14 protein-coding genes are annotated in these 13,683 nt (G+C 66.8%); 7 read left to right on the forward strand and 7 right to left on the reverse strand.

All coding sequences use genetic code 11. The features are described 5' to 3' along the window. The first annotated feature begins 93 nt into the window (after positions 1 to 93). Positions 94 to 1,161 (forward strand): class I SAM-dependent methyltransferase, encoded by a 1,068-nt coding sequence (locus G6N46_RS09360; protein WP_138248511.1) that lies wholly within the window; start codon positions 94 to 96, stop codon positions 1,159 to 1,161. Here the strand turns inward: G6N46_RS09360 and G6N46_RS09365 are convergent. Beyond that, the gene (locus G6N46_RS09365) at positions 1,158 to 2,555 is read right to left on the reverse strand and encodes a GntP family permease (RefSeq protein WP_138248510.1); all 1,398 of its coding nucleotides are present in this window, start codon (positions 2,553 to 2,555) and stop codon (positions 1,158 to 1,160) included. The genes G6N46_RS09360 and G6N46_RS09365 overlap by 4 nt on opposite strands. Further along, a complete protein-coding gene (locus tag G6N46_RS09370) occupies positions 2,555 to 3,058 on the reverse strand; it encodes a gluconokinase (RefSeq protein WP_138248509.1) in 504 nt (167 codons plus the stop codon). The genes G6N46_RS09365 and G6N46_RS09370 overlap by 1 nt, the downstream gene beginning before the upstream one ends. A gap of 131 nt (positions 3,059 to 3,189) precedes the next feature. Between G6N46_RS09370 and G6N46_RS09375 the strand changes: the two genes are divergently transcribed. Then, the gene (locus tag G6N46_RS09375) at positions 3,190 to 3,897 is read left to right on the forward strand and encodes a FadR/GntR family transcriptional regulator (protein WP_138248598.1); all 708 of its coding nucleotides are present in this window, start codon (positions 3,190 to 3,192) and stop codon (positions 3,895 to 3,897) included. Positions 3,898 to 3,908: 11 nt separating this feature from the next. On the opposite strand, the gene G6N46_RS09380 is transcribed toward G6N46_RS09375, so the two are convergent. Further along, the gene (locus G6N46_RS09380) at positions 3,909 to 4,439 is read right to left on the reverse strand and encodes a hypothetical protein (protein WP_138248508.1); all 531 of its coding nucleotides are present in this window, start codon (positions 4,437 to 4,439) and stop codon (positions 3,909 to 3,911) included. 72 nt (positions 4,440 to 4,511) lie between these two features. On the opposite strand from G6N46_RS09380, the gene G6N46_RS09385 reads away from it, so the two are divergent. Beyond that, positions 4,512 to 5,264 carry an SDR family NAD(P)-dependent oxidoreductase gene (locus tag G6N46_RS09385; RefSeq protein WP_138248507.1) on the forward strand — a complete coding sequence of 251 codons (753 nt, stop codon included), beginning with the start codon at positions 4,512 to 4,514 and terminating at the stop codon, positions 5,262 to 5,264. A 24-nt stretch (positions 5,265 to 5,288) separates the two neighbouring features. On the opposite strand, the gene G6N46_RS09390 is transcribed toward G6N46_RS09385, so the two are convergent. Continuing rightward, positions 5,289 to 5,633, reverse strand: coding sequence for a DUF732 domain-containing protein (locus tag G6N46_RS09390; protein ID WP_138248506.1), 345 nt, complete (start codon positions 5,631 to 5,633; stop codon positions 5,289 to 5,291). A gap of 261 nt (positions 5,634 to 5,894) precedes the next feature. On the opposite strand from G6N46_RS09390, the gene G6N46_RS09395 reads away from it, so the two are divergent. From G6N46_RS09395 to G6N46_RS09405, 3 genes are read left to right on the forward strand one after another with little or no spacing between them, the layout of a single operon-like run. Beyond that, a complete protein-coding gene (locus G6N46_RS09395) occupies positions 5,895 to 6,329 on the forward strand; it encodes an MmpS family transport accessory protein (protein WP_064860213.1) in 435 nt (144 codons plus the stop codon). Then, on the forward strand, positions 6,326 to 9,238 hold the full coding sequence (locus tag G6N46_RS09400) for an MMPL/RND family transporter (RefSeq protein ID WP_138248504.1): 2,913 nt from the start codon (positions 6,326 to 6,328) through the stop codon (positions 9,236 to 9,238). The genes G6N46_RS09395 and G6N46_RS09400 overlap by 4 nt, the downstream gene beginning before the upstream one ends. A gap of 30 nt (positions 9,239 to 9,268) precedes the next feature. Continuing rightward, positions 9,269 to 9,727 carry a DUF5078 domain-containing protein gene (locus G6N46_RS09405; RefSeq protein ID WP_138248503.1) on the forward strand — a complete coding sequence of 153 codons (459 nt, stop codon included), beginning with the start codon at positions 9,269 to 9,271 and terminating at the stop codon, positions 9,725 to 9,727. A gap of 57 nt (positions 9,728 to 9,784) precedes the next feature. Here G6N46_RS09405 and G6N46_RS09410 read toward each other — a convergent pair whose 3' ends face one another. Genes G6N46_RS09410 through G6N46_RS09420 form a run of 3 tightly spaced genes read right to left on the reverse strand, consistent with a single transcriptional unit; the run spans position 9,785 to position 12,739 of the window. Continuing rightward, a complete protein-coding gene (locus G6N46_RS09410; protein ID WP_138248502.1) occupies positions 9,785 to 10,795 on the reverse strand; it encodes a TIGR03617 family F420-dependent LLM class oxidoreductase in 1,011 nt (336 codons plus the stop codon). A gap of 16 nt (positions 10,796 to 10,811) precedes the next feature. After that, complete coding sequence (locus G6N46_RS09415) at positions 10,812 to 11,708, reverse strand: alpha/beta fold hydrolase (RefSeq protein ID WP_138248501.1); 897 nt, start codon at positions 11,706 to 11,708, stop codon at positions 10,812 to 10,814. A 5-nt stretch (positions 11,709 to 11,713) separates the two neighbouring features. Further along, positions 11,714 to 12,739: a zinc-binding dehydrogenase gene (locus G6N46_RS09420; RefSeq protein ID WP_138248500.1), complete on the reverse strand. Its 1,026-nt coding sequence runs from the start codon at positions 12,737 to 12,739 to the stop codon at positions 11,714 to 11,716. Positions 12,740 to 12,856: 117 nt separating this feature from the next. Between G6N46_RS09420 and G6N46_RS09425 the strand changes: the two genes are divergently transcribed. Next, entirely contained in the window at positions 12,857 to 13,663 is an 807-nt protein-coding gene (locus G6N46_RS09425; protein ID WP_138248499.1) for a helix-turn-helix domain-containing protein, read from the forward strand. The last annotated feature ends 20 nt before the right edge of the window (positions 13,664 to 13,683 follow it).

Here is a 13,683-nt window from a genome sequence, read left to right on the forward strand (position 1 = left end):
CGAGCACGGCAGCTGAGCCGCCAATCGAGCACCGTCCACTGATTCGAGGCACGTTCGAAGCGCGCCACACAGCCGGCAGCGCTACCGTGAGACATGCCCGAGTCCAGCGTGGTGGTGCAGCCCGACCCCATCGGGAGCTCGCGCCTGCAGACCGTCGGACTCCGCACGGCCACAAAGCTTTTCGAGCAGGCCGCGGCCGAGGTGCCGCTCCCGGCGGCGCCTCGGCCGGTGGTGATCGCCGAGTACGGCTCGGGCAACGCCCATAACGGGCTGCTGCCCATCGGCGCCGGCATCGCCGCGTTGCGCAAACGCGTCCGGCCCGAGCACCCCATCGCGGTGACACACACCGACATTCCCGACAACGATTTCAGCGCCCTGTTCCGCACCTTGCGCGACGACCCGTTCAGTTACCTGCGCACCGATCGGGCCACGTTCGCATCGGCGGTGGGACGGTCGTATCTCAGCCAGATTCTGCCGTCGGAAGGTGTGCACCTGGGCTGGTCGGCGTGGGCCATCCACTGGCTCAGCCGCATGCCGTCGGACATCCCTGATCACATTCAGCCGTCCTACAGCGCCGACGCCCAGGTGCGCGCCGCGTACGCCCGGCAGGCGGCGCACGACTGGCACGAGTTCATCGCGTTCCGCGGCCGCGAGCTGAGTCCCGGTGGTCGCCTCGTGGTCATGACGATGGGCCAGCACGACGACGGGCGGCTCGGCCTCGAGCCACTTTTCGACGGGCTGATGCGCGCGCTGTCCGAGCTGCAGGACCAACGGCTCGTCAGCGCCGAGGAGCTGCGCCGCATGCGCCTGCCGATCGTGGGCCGCAGTGAGACCGACTTCCGATCACCGTTCGCCCCTTCGGGTCGCTTCGAGCGACTGCGGATCACGCATCTGGTGGTCGCCGACGAACCGGACCGCTTCTGGCAGCAATACCAGAACGACCGTGACGCAACGGCTTTCGCGAAGAGCTGGGTCGGCTTCACCCGGGCGGCGGTGTTCGACACCCTGCTGGAGGCGTTGGACCCGGCGGACGCGGCGCGCCGATGTCGGCTCGCCGATGCCCTGGAGGCAGCGCTGACCGAGCTACTGGTCGCGGCACCAGAACCCATGCCGATTCCGGTGGCGCACATCGTCGTTGAGAAACAGCGGCGCGAAAGCTAGACGAACACATCCAGGATCAGGACCATGGCCAGGCCGGACACCGACAGCACGGTCTCCATGATCGACCACGTCTTGATGGTCTGACCGACGCTCAGCGTGAAGTACTCCTTGACCAACCAGAAGCCCGCATCGTTGACGTGCGAGAAGAACAGCGAGCCCGCGCCGACGGCCAGCACCACCAAGGACAGCTCGCCGGAGCCCATGCCGTCGACCAGGCCCAGAATCAGCGACGACGCCGTGATGGTGGCGACGGTGGCCGACCCGGTGGCCAGCCGGATCAAAACCGCGAGCACCCAGGCCAGCACGAGCACCGAGATGTGTACGCCTTCGGCCCAGCGCGCCAGCATCGTGCCGATGCCGGTGTCGACCAACACCTGTTTGAATCCGCCGCCGGCGGCGACGATCAGGAAGATGCCCGCGACCGGGGGCAGGCTCGACTCGATGCATTTGGTGATGGCGGTGCGGTCCATCCCGGCGCCGCGGCCGAGGGTGACGGTGCCGACCACGACGGCGATGAGCAGCGCCACCAGCGGGGTGCCCACGGCATCGAAGATCCGGCGGAACCACTGCGTCTTGTCGTCGATGAAGATGTCGACGAGGGCCTTGCCCAGCATCAGCGCGACAGGCAGCAACACCGAGAACAGCGTGACACTGAAGCGCGGCCGTTTGCCGTGTGCGCGAAGGGCTTCCGGGTCGGTGTCGAAGGTGTCCGGCGCAGCGACGACGACCCACTTACCGGCGAGGCGGCCGAACAGCGGCCCCGCGACGACGATCGTCGGGACCGCGACGAGCACGCCGAGCCCGAGCGTGACCCCGAGGTCCGCGTTCAGCAGTCCGACGGCGGTCAGCGGACCGGGATGCGGCGGCACGAAACCGTGCATGGCCGACAGGCCCGCCAGCGCGGGGATGCCGATGGTGATGAGCGATTGCTGCGAGCGCCGGGCCACCAGATAGATGACGGGCATCAGGAGCACCAGCCCGATCTCGAAGAACATCGGCAGCCCGATGATCGCGCCGACCAGTGCCATCGCCCACGGCAGCGCGCGGGGCGAGGCGGCACCGACGATGGTGTCGACGATCTCGTCGGCACCGCCGGAGTCGGCGAGCAGTTTGGCGAACATCGCGCCGAGGGCGATCAGGATGCCGACGCCGGCCGCCGTCGCGCCGAACCCGTCGGAGAACGATTTGAGGACGGCGGTGAGGTTCTCGCCGGCCGTCAGCCCCACCGTCAGGCCGCCGAAGATCAGCGACAGGAACGGGTGCAGCTTGACCAGTGTGATGAGCACGACGATGACGCCGATGCCGACGACGAAGGCCAGGATCAGCTGCGTGGCCGAGGAGACCGGCTCGATGAGCTTGGGCGCGTCGGCGAGGAAGGTGACGGTGGTGTTCATCAGATGCTCTCCCCGTCGGTGCGGGAAATGTATTCGTCGACAATCGAATCGATGCTCTGCCCGACGTCGATCACGGTTCCCGCCTCATCGGGTCGCAGCGGTTCCAGGGTTTCGAACTGCGACGCGAGCAGCGACGCCGGCATGAAGTGGCCGGGCCGGCTGGCCTGCCGGGCGCCGATGACCTCGGGGGTACCGAACAGGTGCAGGAAGAGGGTGCCCGGACAGTGGCTGCGCAGCTGCTCGCGGTACTGGTACTTGAGGGCCGAACAGCTCATCACGCCGCCGTCGCCGCAGTGCTCGCCCAGCCACAGCCCGATGGTCTCCAGCCAGGGCCGCCGGTCGTCGTCGTTCAGCGGGTGACCGGCCGCCATCTTCGCGATGTTGGCGGCGGGATGGAAGTCGTCGGCGTCCGCGAACGGCACGCGGAGCCGTTGCGCCAGCGCCGCGCCCACGGTGGACTTGCCGGATCCGGAAACGCCCATGACGACGATCGGTGATGGCATCTGCTGCACCTGCCTTGCTGTGGTTTGACTCACACAGCGTGGCTCAAAAGTCAGACTATTTCAAGACCTGAATCAAAATCATCCGTTTTAAGCCAGATGAGATGACTTATGACACGATGTTATGCGTGGTAATGCCCTCAAACGTCGGCGCGCTGCACGACAACGTTCTGAGCGCGCTGGGGACCGCCGTGGTCTCGGGTACGTACGCGCCCGGCGAGGTGATCACCCTCGAATGCGTGAGCGCCGAACACGGCGTGTCCCGAAGCGTCGCGCGGGAGGCCATCCGCGTGCTCGAGTCGATGGGCATGGTCGCGTCGCGCCGCCGCGTCGGCATCACGATTCAGCCCGCGGTCAACTGGAACGTCTTCGATCCCCGGCTGATCCGCTGGCGCCTCGAGTCCAGCGACCGGGCCGCCCAGCTGGTGTCGTTGTCGGAGTTGCGCCGCGGATTCGAACCCGCGGCGGCCGCCTTGGCCGCCGAGCGCGCCAACCCGCACCAGTGCCGCATCATGGCCGCCGCCGCGTCGGACATGGCGGTGCACGGCCGCGACGGTGACCTGGCCGCCTATCTACAGGCCGACAAGGTCTTTCATCAGACCCTGCTGGAGGCCAGCGGCAACGAGATGTTCCGTGCGCTGAATTCTGTGGTGTCCGAGATCCTGGCCGGACGCACCCATCACGGCATGATGCCCGACTCGCCCAATCCGGCCGCCATCGCGCTGCACGACGAGGTCGCCCGCGCCGTGCGCCTGCGCGATGCCGCCGGTGCCGAGCGCGCGATGCGCGCCATCATCGACGAGTCCGCCGCCGCGGTCGCCGCGGACTCCGGTTCGGACTGAGGGGTCTGCCGCTAGCGGCAGCGCTTCAGGCCGTCGTTGGGGTCACAGAACAGCGGGAACTGCTGCACCGGAATCGGCAGCGGCTTCTGGAATTCCAGCCGGAACGACTTCTTCGTCATCGCCGCCTGCACGCCGCACTGTTCGCTGTTGGTCGTGGTCCGGGTACCGGTCCAGTTGGTGTCTTCCCACTCGTAGGTCTCGACGAGCTTCGACTTGGATCCGTCCGGGCACGTGAAACCCTGAAGGTCGGTCTGGGTGAACATCCAATGTCCCTCACCGCCGGTCTGGCGAGCATCGCCGCCCAGCGATCCGCCGTACTGGTCGGAACCGACGTGCACGAGGCAGCCCACCGGCAGTTCCAGGTTGTTGCGCAGATCGCCGACGGTCGGGGCGCAGACGGGCCAGATGGTCCACACGCTCATCGGTGTGCCCTCTTGGATGTAGGTGTAGATGCCTTCGGGCAGCCGAATGTTGTCGGCCTGCGCCGGCGCGGCCGCCCCGAAGAGTGCGCCCGCTGCGACGAAGCCAAGACTCGAAACCATAGCGAGAACACGTTTCATTTTCACCGCCCGAGTATCGCAAACGACTTGGCCACGGCGTGAGAAAGTCACCGTATGAGTTCACTCAGCGGGAAGGTTGCGTTGATCACCGGGGCCTCTGCCGGCCTGGGCGCGGCCACGGTCAAGGTTTTCGCCGAACGCGGCGCATCGGTCTTCGGAATCGCGCGGGACGCCGAGAGGATGGCGACGGTGTTCGCCGACGCCTACGGCGACCAGCCCGGCGGCGCGTTCGCCGCGGTGGACATCAGTACGGCCGACGCGTGCCGGCAGGCGGTCGAGGACTGCATCGCGAAGTTCGGCCGGCTGGATGTGCTGGTGAACGTCGCCGGATTCCACGTCATGAGGCACACGCTGTCGATGACCGACGACGACTGGGACCGCGACCTCGCGGTGAACCTGAACGGCCCGTTCTACCTGACCCGGGCGGCGCTGCCGCAGCTGCTGGAGAACGGCGGCAACATCGTCAACGTCTCCTCGATCGCCGGCGTCGAGGGCGAGATCTATTCGGCGGGCTACTGCGCCGCCAAGCACGGGCTCATCGGGCTGACGCGCGCACTGGCCGTCGAGTACACCAAGGAAAAGCTCCGGGTCAACGCGGTGTGCCCGGGCGGCATGCTGACCGCACAGGTCACCGAGTTCGCGGCGCCCGAGAACGCCGACTGGGACCTGATCATGCGGATCGCCGCGCCGCGCGGCTTCATGGAGCCCCGCGATGTCGCGAACGTCATCGCGTTCCTGGCCAGCGACGACGCCGCCGCGATCCACGGTTCGGTGTACCGCGTCGACAACGGCAAGGGCCCGGCCTGATCCAGGCCGGGCCCTGCCTGACGACTAGTGGGCGAGCGCGACCAGCAGGTCGTGCTTCTCGGGGCAGTACGTGTCGAACGCGGCGTTGAGGAACTGGTACACCTGCTGCTCCGAGCTGCTGTTGCGGGGCAGGTTCTTCTTCAGGAACGCCGCCGAGTCGGTGGCGCTGTGGTCGACGTTATTGTCGAGCCGCTGGCAGGTGATCTTGCCGATCCAGGCGTTGTAGTCCTTGGGGCCGTAGATCCCGTAGGTGTGCAGCTGGTTGGCGAAATCGGTGTCCGGGTCGGCCTGCGCGGGGACAGCCATCCCGACAGCGAGGGCGGCGGCGGCGATTGAGCCGGCCACACCGGCCAGAGTGCGTGCCTTCATATGACGGAGTCTATTCGTGCTGGTTGCCATGTGCCCCTGCTCCCTGAACAGTCGTCGCCGCCTGTTCAATCCCATTGAACTGCTGCGTATTTGGTTCGATCTGCTGCGCGCTACCGGCTACGGTGATACGAGCCACTCACAGCGAAGGTTTCCCATGATTAACTTAACTGGTCTAATCTAACACTTAAATGACCTAATCTGTCGCGGTCAAGGTATGGGAAGCGGGGAGCAGCGAGTGCAGTCGACCATGGTGTCCGCAGCGTGATCGGCAATGCGCTCAAGAAGGCGTGGATCCCCTTGCTGATCCTCGCCGTGGCCCTCGTCGCCGGCTTCACCGTGCAACGCGTGCGAACCTATTTCGGCCAGAACCCCGTCATCGTCACCCCGCGCAACTTCGCCGACGACGCCAAACCGTTCAAGCCCAAGGTCGTCACCTACGAGATCACCGGCGAACCCGGCGCCTACGCCGACATCAACTACCTCGACCTGGATGCCAAACCCCAGCGCGTCGATCACGCGATGCTGCCCTGGAAACTGGTCCTGTCCACCACCGCACCGGCGGCCTCGCCGAACATCGTCGCCCAGGGCGACGGTGACTCCATCACCTGCACCGTCCACGTCGACGACGAACTCAAAGACACCCGAACCTCCACGGGCGTCCACGCCCAGACCTTCTGCCTGGTGAAATCTGCATGACACATCCAACCGACGAAGACACCGTCATCTTCCCGAAGGCCGAGCAGCCGCCGCACCGGCCGCTGATCGCCCGCCTGATCCGCACCTTCGCGATCCCGGTCATCCTGTTCTGGATCGGCGTCATCGTCTTCCTCGGCAGCGCCGTCCCCTCACTGGACGAGGTCGGCAAGATGCGCTCGGTCTCGATGTCACCGGACCAGGCCGCGTCGGTCATCGCGACGAAACGCGTCGGCGAGGTGTTCCAGGAGTTCAAGTCGAACAGCTCGGTCATGGTCGTGCTGGAAAGCGATCAACACCTCGGCGCGGAGGCACACGCCTACTACGACGAGATGATCAAGAAGCTCGAGGCCGACACCGCGCACGTCGAGCACATCCAGGACTTCTGGAGCGACCCGTTGACGGCCGCCGGCTCACAGAGCAACGACGGTAAGGCCGCATATGTACAGGTCTACCTGCGCGGTAACCAAGGCGAGGCGTTGGCCAACGAATCCGTGCAGGCCGCGCAGGACATCATCAAGAGCATCAAGACGCCGCCCGGCCTGAAGGTCTATGTCACCGGCCCGGCGGCGCTCGCGGCGGACCAGCACATCGCCGGTGACCGCAGCGTCAAGATGATCGAGGGCGTCACGTTCCTGGTCATCATCGTCACCCTGCTGCTCGTGTACCGGTCGTTCATCACGGTGCTGCTGACGTTGCTGATGGTGGTGCTCGAGCTGTCCGCGGCGCAGGGCGTCGTCGCGGCATTGGGTTTTTACGACATCATCGGTCTGTCGACGTTCGCCACCAACCTGCTCGTCACGCTCGCCATCGCGGCAGCGACCGACTACGCGATCTTCCTCATCGGCCGGTACCAGGAAGCGCGCGGCGCGGGTGAATCCCGCGAAGACGCCTACTACACGATGTTCGAGGGCACTGCCCACGTCGTGCTCGGCTCCGGCCTGACCGTCGCGGGCGCGACGTTCTGCCTGCACTTCACCCGCATGCCCTACTTCGTGTCGCTGGGCGTCCCCCTGGCCATCGGCATGGTCACCGTGGTGTTCGCCGCCCTGACGCTGGGCCCGGCCGTGATCTCGCTGGCCAGCCGGTTCCGCAAGACTCTCGAGCCCAAGCGCGCGATGCGGGTGCGGGGCTGGCGCAAGATCGGCGCCGTCGTGGTGCGCTGGCCGGCCCCCATCCTGGTCGGCACCATCGCGCTGTCCCTGGTCGGCCTGCTGACGCTGCCGGGCTACCAACCGGCCTACAACGACCGCCTGTACCTGCCCACCGACATCCCCGCCAACGAGGGCTATGCCGCGGCGGACCGGCACTTCTCGCCGGCCCGGATGAACCCCGAGTTGATGCTCATCGAGAGCGACCACGATCTGCGCAACTCCGCCGACTTCCTGGTGATCGACAAGATCGCCAAGGCCATCTTCAAGGTCCCGGGGGTCTCGCGGTCGCAGACCATCACCCGCCCTGAGGGCAAGCCGATCGAGCACACCTCGATCCCGTTCCTGATGAGCATGAGCGGCACCTCTCAGAAGATGAACGAGAAGTACGCCCAGGACTCGATGGCCAACATGCTCAAGCAGGCCAACGACATGCAGGTCAACATCGACACGATGAAGAAGATGCAGGGCATCACCACCCAGATGGCGGCCGTCACGCACAGCATGGTCGGCAAGATGGTCAACATGACCCTGGACGTGGCCGACCTGCGCGACCACATCTCCGATTTCGACGACTTCTTCCGGCCGATCCGCAACTACCTGTACTGGGAACCGCACTGCTACGACATCCCGGTCTGCTGGACCATGCGGTCGATCTTCGACACCCTCGACGGCATCGACACCATGACCGACGACATCCAGAACCTGATGCCGGACATGTTGAAGCTCGACAAGATAATGCCTCAGATGGTCGCGTTGATGCCCGAGATGATCTCGACGATGACCAACATGAAGCAGTACATGCTGACCATGTACCAGACCCAGAAGGGTCTGCAGGATCAGATGCAGGCGCAGCAGGACAACGCGAGCGCCATGGGCGAGGCGTTCGACAACTCCCGCAACGACGACTCGTTCTATCTGCCGCCCGAGGTCTTCGACAACGCCGAATTCAAGCGCGGCATGAAGAACTTCATCTCGCCCGACGGCAAAGCGGTACGGCTGATCATCTCGCATGAAGGCGAACCGATGAGCGCCGAAGGCATCTCGCACATCGACGCCATCAAGAACGCCGCCAAGGAGGCCATCAAAGGCACTCCCCTCGAGGGCTCCAAGATCTATCTCGGTGGCACCGCGGCGACCTTCAAGGATCTGCAGGAGGGCGCTGACTACGACCTGCTGATCGCCGGAATCTCCGCCCTCGCACTGATTTTCGCGATCATGCTGATCATCACGCGATCGGTGGTGGCCGCGGCGGTCATCGTCGGAACCGTGGTGCTGTCACTGGGCGCCTCATTCGGTCTGTCGGTTCTGTTGTGGCAGCACCTGATCGGGCTCAACCTGCACTGGATGGTCATCGCGATGGCGGTCATCATCCTGCTGGCCGTCGGCGCGGACTACAACCTCCTGCTCGTCGCCCGGTTCAAGGAAGAGATCCACGCCGGCCTCAACACCGGCATCATCCGGTCGATGGGCGGCACCGGTTCCGTGGTCACCTCGGCCGGCCTGGTCTTCGCCTTCACCATGATGTCCATGGCGGTCAGCGAGCTGCACGTGGTCGGTCAGGTGGGAACAACCATCGGCCTGGGTCTGTTGTTCGACACGTTGATCATCCGATCTCTGATGACGCCGGCCATCGCCGCCCTCATGGGCAAGTGGTTCTGGTGGCCGCAGCGGGTGCGTCAGCGTCCGGTGCCAGAGCCGTGGCCGCAGCCCAAGCCGTCCGGCGAACTGCAGACGACTTCCAACAGCACAGGTATCTAGGAAACAGGAGTGAGGACTATGGTCGAGATCATGCGTGGTCTGAAGCGTGCCGGTATCGGGATCGCGGCCTTGGGCGCCATCGCGACGACGCTCGCCGGACCGGCCGCCGCCGATGCCACCGACGACTACCCGATCCCCCACCGGATCATCATCACCACGTGTGATGCCGAGCAGTACCTGGCCGCCGCGCGCGACACCAGCCCGGTCTACTACTCGCGCTACATGATCGACATGCACAACCGGCCGGCCGACATCCAGCAGATGGCCCAGGACCGCATCCACTGGTTCTTCTCGCTCGACCCGGTGGGCCGCCGCCAGTACTCCGAGGACACCGCCACCAACGTCTACTACGAGCAGGTGGCCACCCACTGGGGCAACTGGGCCAAGATCTTCTTCAACAACAAGGGCGTCGTCGCCAAGGCCACCGACGTCTGCATGAACTACCCCAAGGGCGACCTGAACGTCTGGAACTGGGTCCAGGCGCCGTAGTTTCCGTAGTGATTTGTGCACGATTTTCCGCGCGAACCGCGGATTTTCGTGCACAAATCACTGGGCGTGCAGGGCGGTGACCAGGTCCCGGATGTTGTCCGGGCCGGCCGTGTAGTACGGGAAATAGCAACAGATTTCGTCGACGTGCGCGCCGAAGCGGCGGCCGATCTCGGCGGCGCACTCCTCCGGGGTGCCGACGATGCCGATGGTCCGGACCATATCGTCGCTGATCAACGCCCGCATGCCGGCGAAGTCACCGACCTTGGACATGGCGTTGAGTTTTGGCTGCAGGTCCGCCCAGCCCTCCGTCTCGAGCACGGGCAGATACGCCGGCGTCGAGCCATAGAACGCGATCAGCGTCGCCACGCCGTTGATCGCCGCGGTCAGGTCCTCCTCGGTGCGTCCCACCGCCACCATCGCCTGCGCGATGATCTGCAGATCGCCCGGCGCGCGCCCGACGCGCCGCAAGCCCTCCCCCACTGCCGCCAGGGTCCGGTCGGCGAAATGCCGGGCGCTGTGGAAGGGCATCACCAGCAACCCGTCGGCGACCTCTGCGGCAGTGCGGGTCATGACCGGGCCCAGCGCACCCATGAGCACCGCCGGCGGCCCGAACGGATTGGGGCCGGGGTTGAAGTTCGGCGGCATCAGGGTGTGGGTGAAGTGCTTGCCGCGAAAATTCAACGGCGCCTTACCTTCCCAGCAGTCGAAGATCGCCTTGATCGCGGTGACGGTCTCGGCCATCTTCTCGGCGGGCTTTGCCCACTGTGCGCCGTAACGCTTTTCGATGTGCACCTTGATCTGTGAGCCCAGGCCAAGCCGGAACCTGCCCCCGCTGTACACCTGCAGGTCGTAGGCCGAGTGCGCGAGGTGCAGCGGGCTGCGCGGCCCGGCGATGGCGACATTGGTCATCAGGTCCAGACCGGCTGTACCGGCCGCTGCGACGAGCGGCAGGAAGACATCGTGCGGGCCTTCGAAGGTGAACACGCCGTCGGCGCCGAGACCGGCCAGTTCGCGGGCGTGGTCGGCCGCCCGCTGCGGCGCTCCGTCGATCTGCAGTTGTACGCGCATGGTCGATAACCCCTCGTCAGTTCCCGACGTAATCCAGAATCGCCGCGGCCACCTCGGCCGGGCGGTCGACCTGCAGGAAATGTCCTGCGCCGTCGATGGTTTGGACCACGGAGCCAGCGGGCAGAGCGCCGAGCAGCTGCTCGGTGTAGCCGACCTGCATCGCGCCGTCGTCGGTACCGTGCAAATACAGGATCGGGGAACCCGGCAGCTCCAGCAGGTACCGCTCAAACTCGGCATATGGGCCACCGACGCTGCCTGGGCGCACCAGGGCCCGGTAGTAGCCGACCGCGGCGGCGCGATGCGCGGCCGTCGGGAGCGCGGCGAGCGTCCTTGCGACATCCCCGGCCACGTCGGCGCCGGCCGGCGACCAGTCGCGCCACAGCCGCGGGATGACCCGGTGCAGGGTGCGCTCCGGCAGGCCGGGCAGCTGAAAGTACATGATGTACCAACTCATTCGGAGTTGGACCAGGCCCATCCGGGCAGTCCGCGCGGCACTGAAGCGCGCCTGGCTCATCGCCGCCAGCGGCGGGACGGACATCGACACCACCGATCCGAACGGCGAATCCGGATATGCGGCAACGGCATTGGCGGCGAAGGCGCCCCAGTCGTGCCCCACCAGCACGGCGTCGGGCCCGCCGCCCAGCGCGTCGTAGAGGTCCAGCACGTCGGACACCAACGCGCCGACGTGGTAGTCGCCGTCGCCCGGCACCGCGCTCGGCGCGTAGCCGCGCATGAAGGGCGCCACGACCCGGTAGCCTGCCTCCGCGAGCAGTGGGGCGAGCCGGCGCCAGCCATGTGCGCTATCCGGAAAACCGTGCAGGCACAACATCAATCGCCCATCGCCCGGCCCCCACGCCAGCGCCCGCATCCGCAGGCGCGGCAGCGTGAGGTCCAGGATCTCCTGATTGGCCATCATCGTTACGGAGTCAGCGTGACCTTGATGCAGTCCGCCGTACGCGCCGCCACCGCGGCGTAGGCCTTCGGCGCATCATCGAGCGACATGGCGTGGGTGAAGATGCCGTCGACGTCGAGCCGGCCCGACTGCAGCAGCGGGATCAACGCCGGCCAGGTTTGTTGCACCGGCGCGGTGGTCATGCGCAGCGTGATGCTGCGGATGAGCGACAGCGTCGCGGGGAATGGGAATGGGTTGAGGTCGTGCACGCCGACCACGGACACCGTGCCGCCCGCGCGCACGGTGGTCAGCGCCGCGGTCATGGTGGTGTCGTTACCGACGGCATCGATCACGGCGGCCGCTCCCCTGCCGCCCGTCGCCTCATGGACGGCGCCGATCTGCTCCGGGCTGATCGCGGTGGCGCCGCTGCGGGCGGCCATCTCGCGGCGCCCCTCGACGGGGTCGACGGCGAACACCTGCCCCGCGCCCTGTGCGATGGCGCAGCGCACGGCACACAGGCCGACCGCACCCAGACCGAACACGACGACGGTGCCGCCGGGCGGGATGTCGGCGCGCTGCGCCGCGGCCCAGCCGGTGGCGAGGTTGTCGGTGAGCAGTAGCGCGGCCTCGGTGCTGAGATCGCTTGGCAGCCGGTGCAACTGGAAATCCGCGGACGGCACGGCGAGCAGTTCGGCCTGCGCGCCGCCGAGCACCCCGGAACCGAAGATCTGCGGACCCGACACGCAGGTGATCGGATCCAAGGTGGCGCAGCCGACGCAGTGGCCGCAACCGGCCACCGACGAAATCAGCACCGGGTCACCGACTTTGACGGTACGCACCTCCGCGCCCACTTCGACCACGGTGCCGATCGCCTCGTGACCGAGCGCCAGCGGCGTCGCCAACGGGTAGTCACCTTCGTAGAAATGCAGGTCCGATCCACAGATGGCGGCCGTGGTGATCTGGACGACCGCGCCGTCGGGCCCGGGCAGCACCGGATCAGGCACGGTGTCGACGTAGACGTTCCCGGGGGCGTCGATCAATACGGTTCTCAACTGTCCACCTCTGCTGATCCGGTATTCCGTAACGGTGTTACAGAGTCACCTTACGGAGTCCGGATCCCGCTGTGTCGAGAACCCTCGGCAAGGCCCCGCCGCGCCTACCATCGAGACATGGAAGCGGGCAGCCGGCGGCTGAGTGCCGCCGTGTGGGACCTCGCGATTCCGGCGCGCCGGCAGCCGGGGGTGGCCATGGCGGGGTTCCGCGGCCGGGCGCCCGCGCAGCTCGCGCTGCAGCTCGTGCCCTATCCCGCGGTGACGGTGTTCATCGAGTTCGGTGACGGGGTGCTCATCGACGACTCGGGCACGCACCGGACCGGGGGCGGCATCGTCGGGTTGACGCCCGGCGCGGTGACCGCCGTCGGCCGCGATGTCGACTGCCTGCAGATCCGGCTGTCGCCGGTGCTCGCCCGCGCGGTGTTCGGTGCCGGCGACCCGACCGGCGTGCTGCCACTCGACGCGGTGTGGGGTCGCGATGCCGAGCGCCTGTGCGCGCGGCTGTACATCGCTGCCTCGTGGGATGAGCGATTCGCCATCGCCACAACGGAATTGGCTCGGCGCCGCGAAGCCGGGCCCGCAATGGATCCCGAGGTTGCGGCGGCGTGGCACTGGATGGCGCACAGTCACGGGCAGGTCCGGATCGAGCGCATCGCCGACGAGCTCGGCTGGAGCCGCAAGCGACTGTGGTCACGGTTCGGCACGCAGATCGGCCTACCGCCCAAACGGGCCGCACAACTGATCAGATTCGACGACGCCGCGCACCGCCTCGCCACCGGCACCGCGCCCGTCGAGGTGGCCGACGCCTGCGGTTATGCCGACCAGTCGCACCTGCACCGCGACGCCCGGTTGTTCGCGGGGATGACGCCGGCCGGCGTCGCCGCGGCACCGTGGCTCGACGTCGACCCCGTGGCCTGGCGGTAAAGGAACATTCCTCCAAGACA

Source organism: Mycolicibacterium phocaicum, from assembly GCF_010731115.1.
Lineage (GTDB): Bacteria > Actinomycetota > Actinomycetes > Mycobacteriales > Mycobacteriaceae > Mycobacterium > Mycobacterium phocaicum.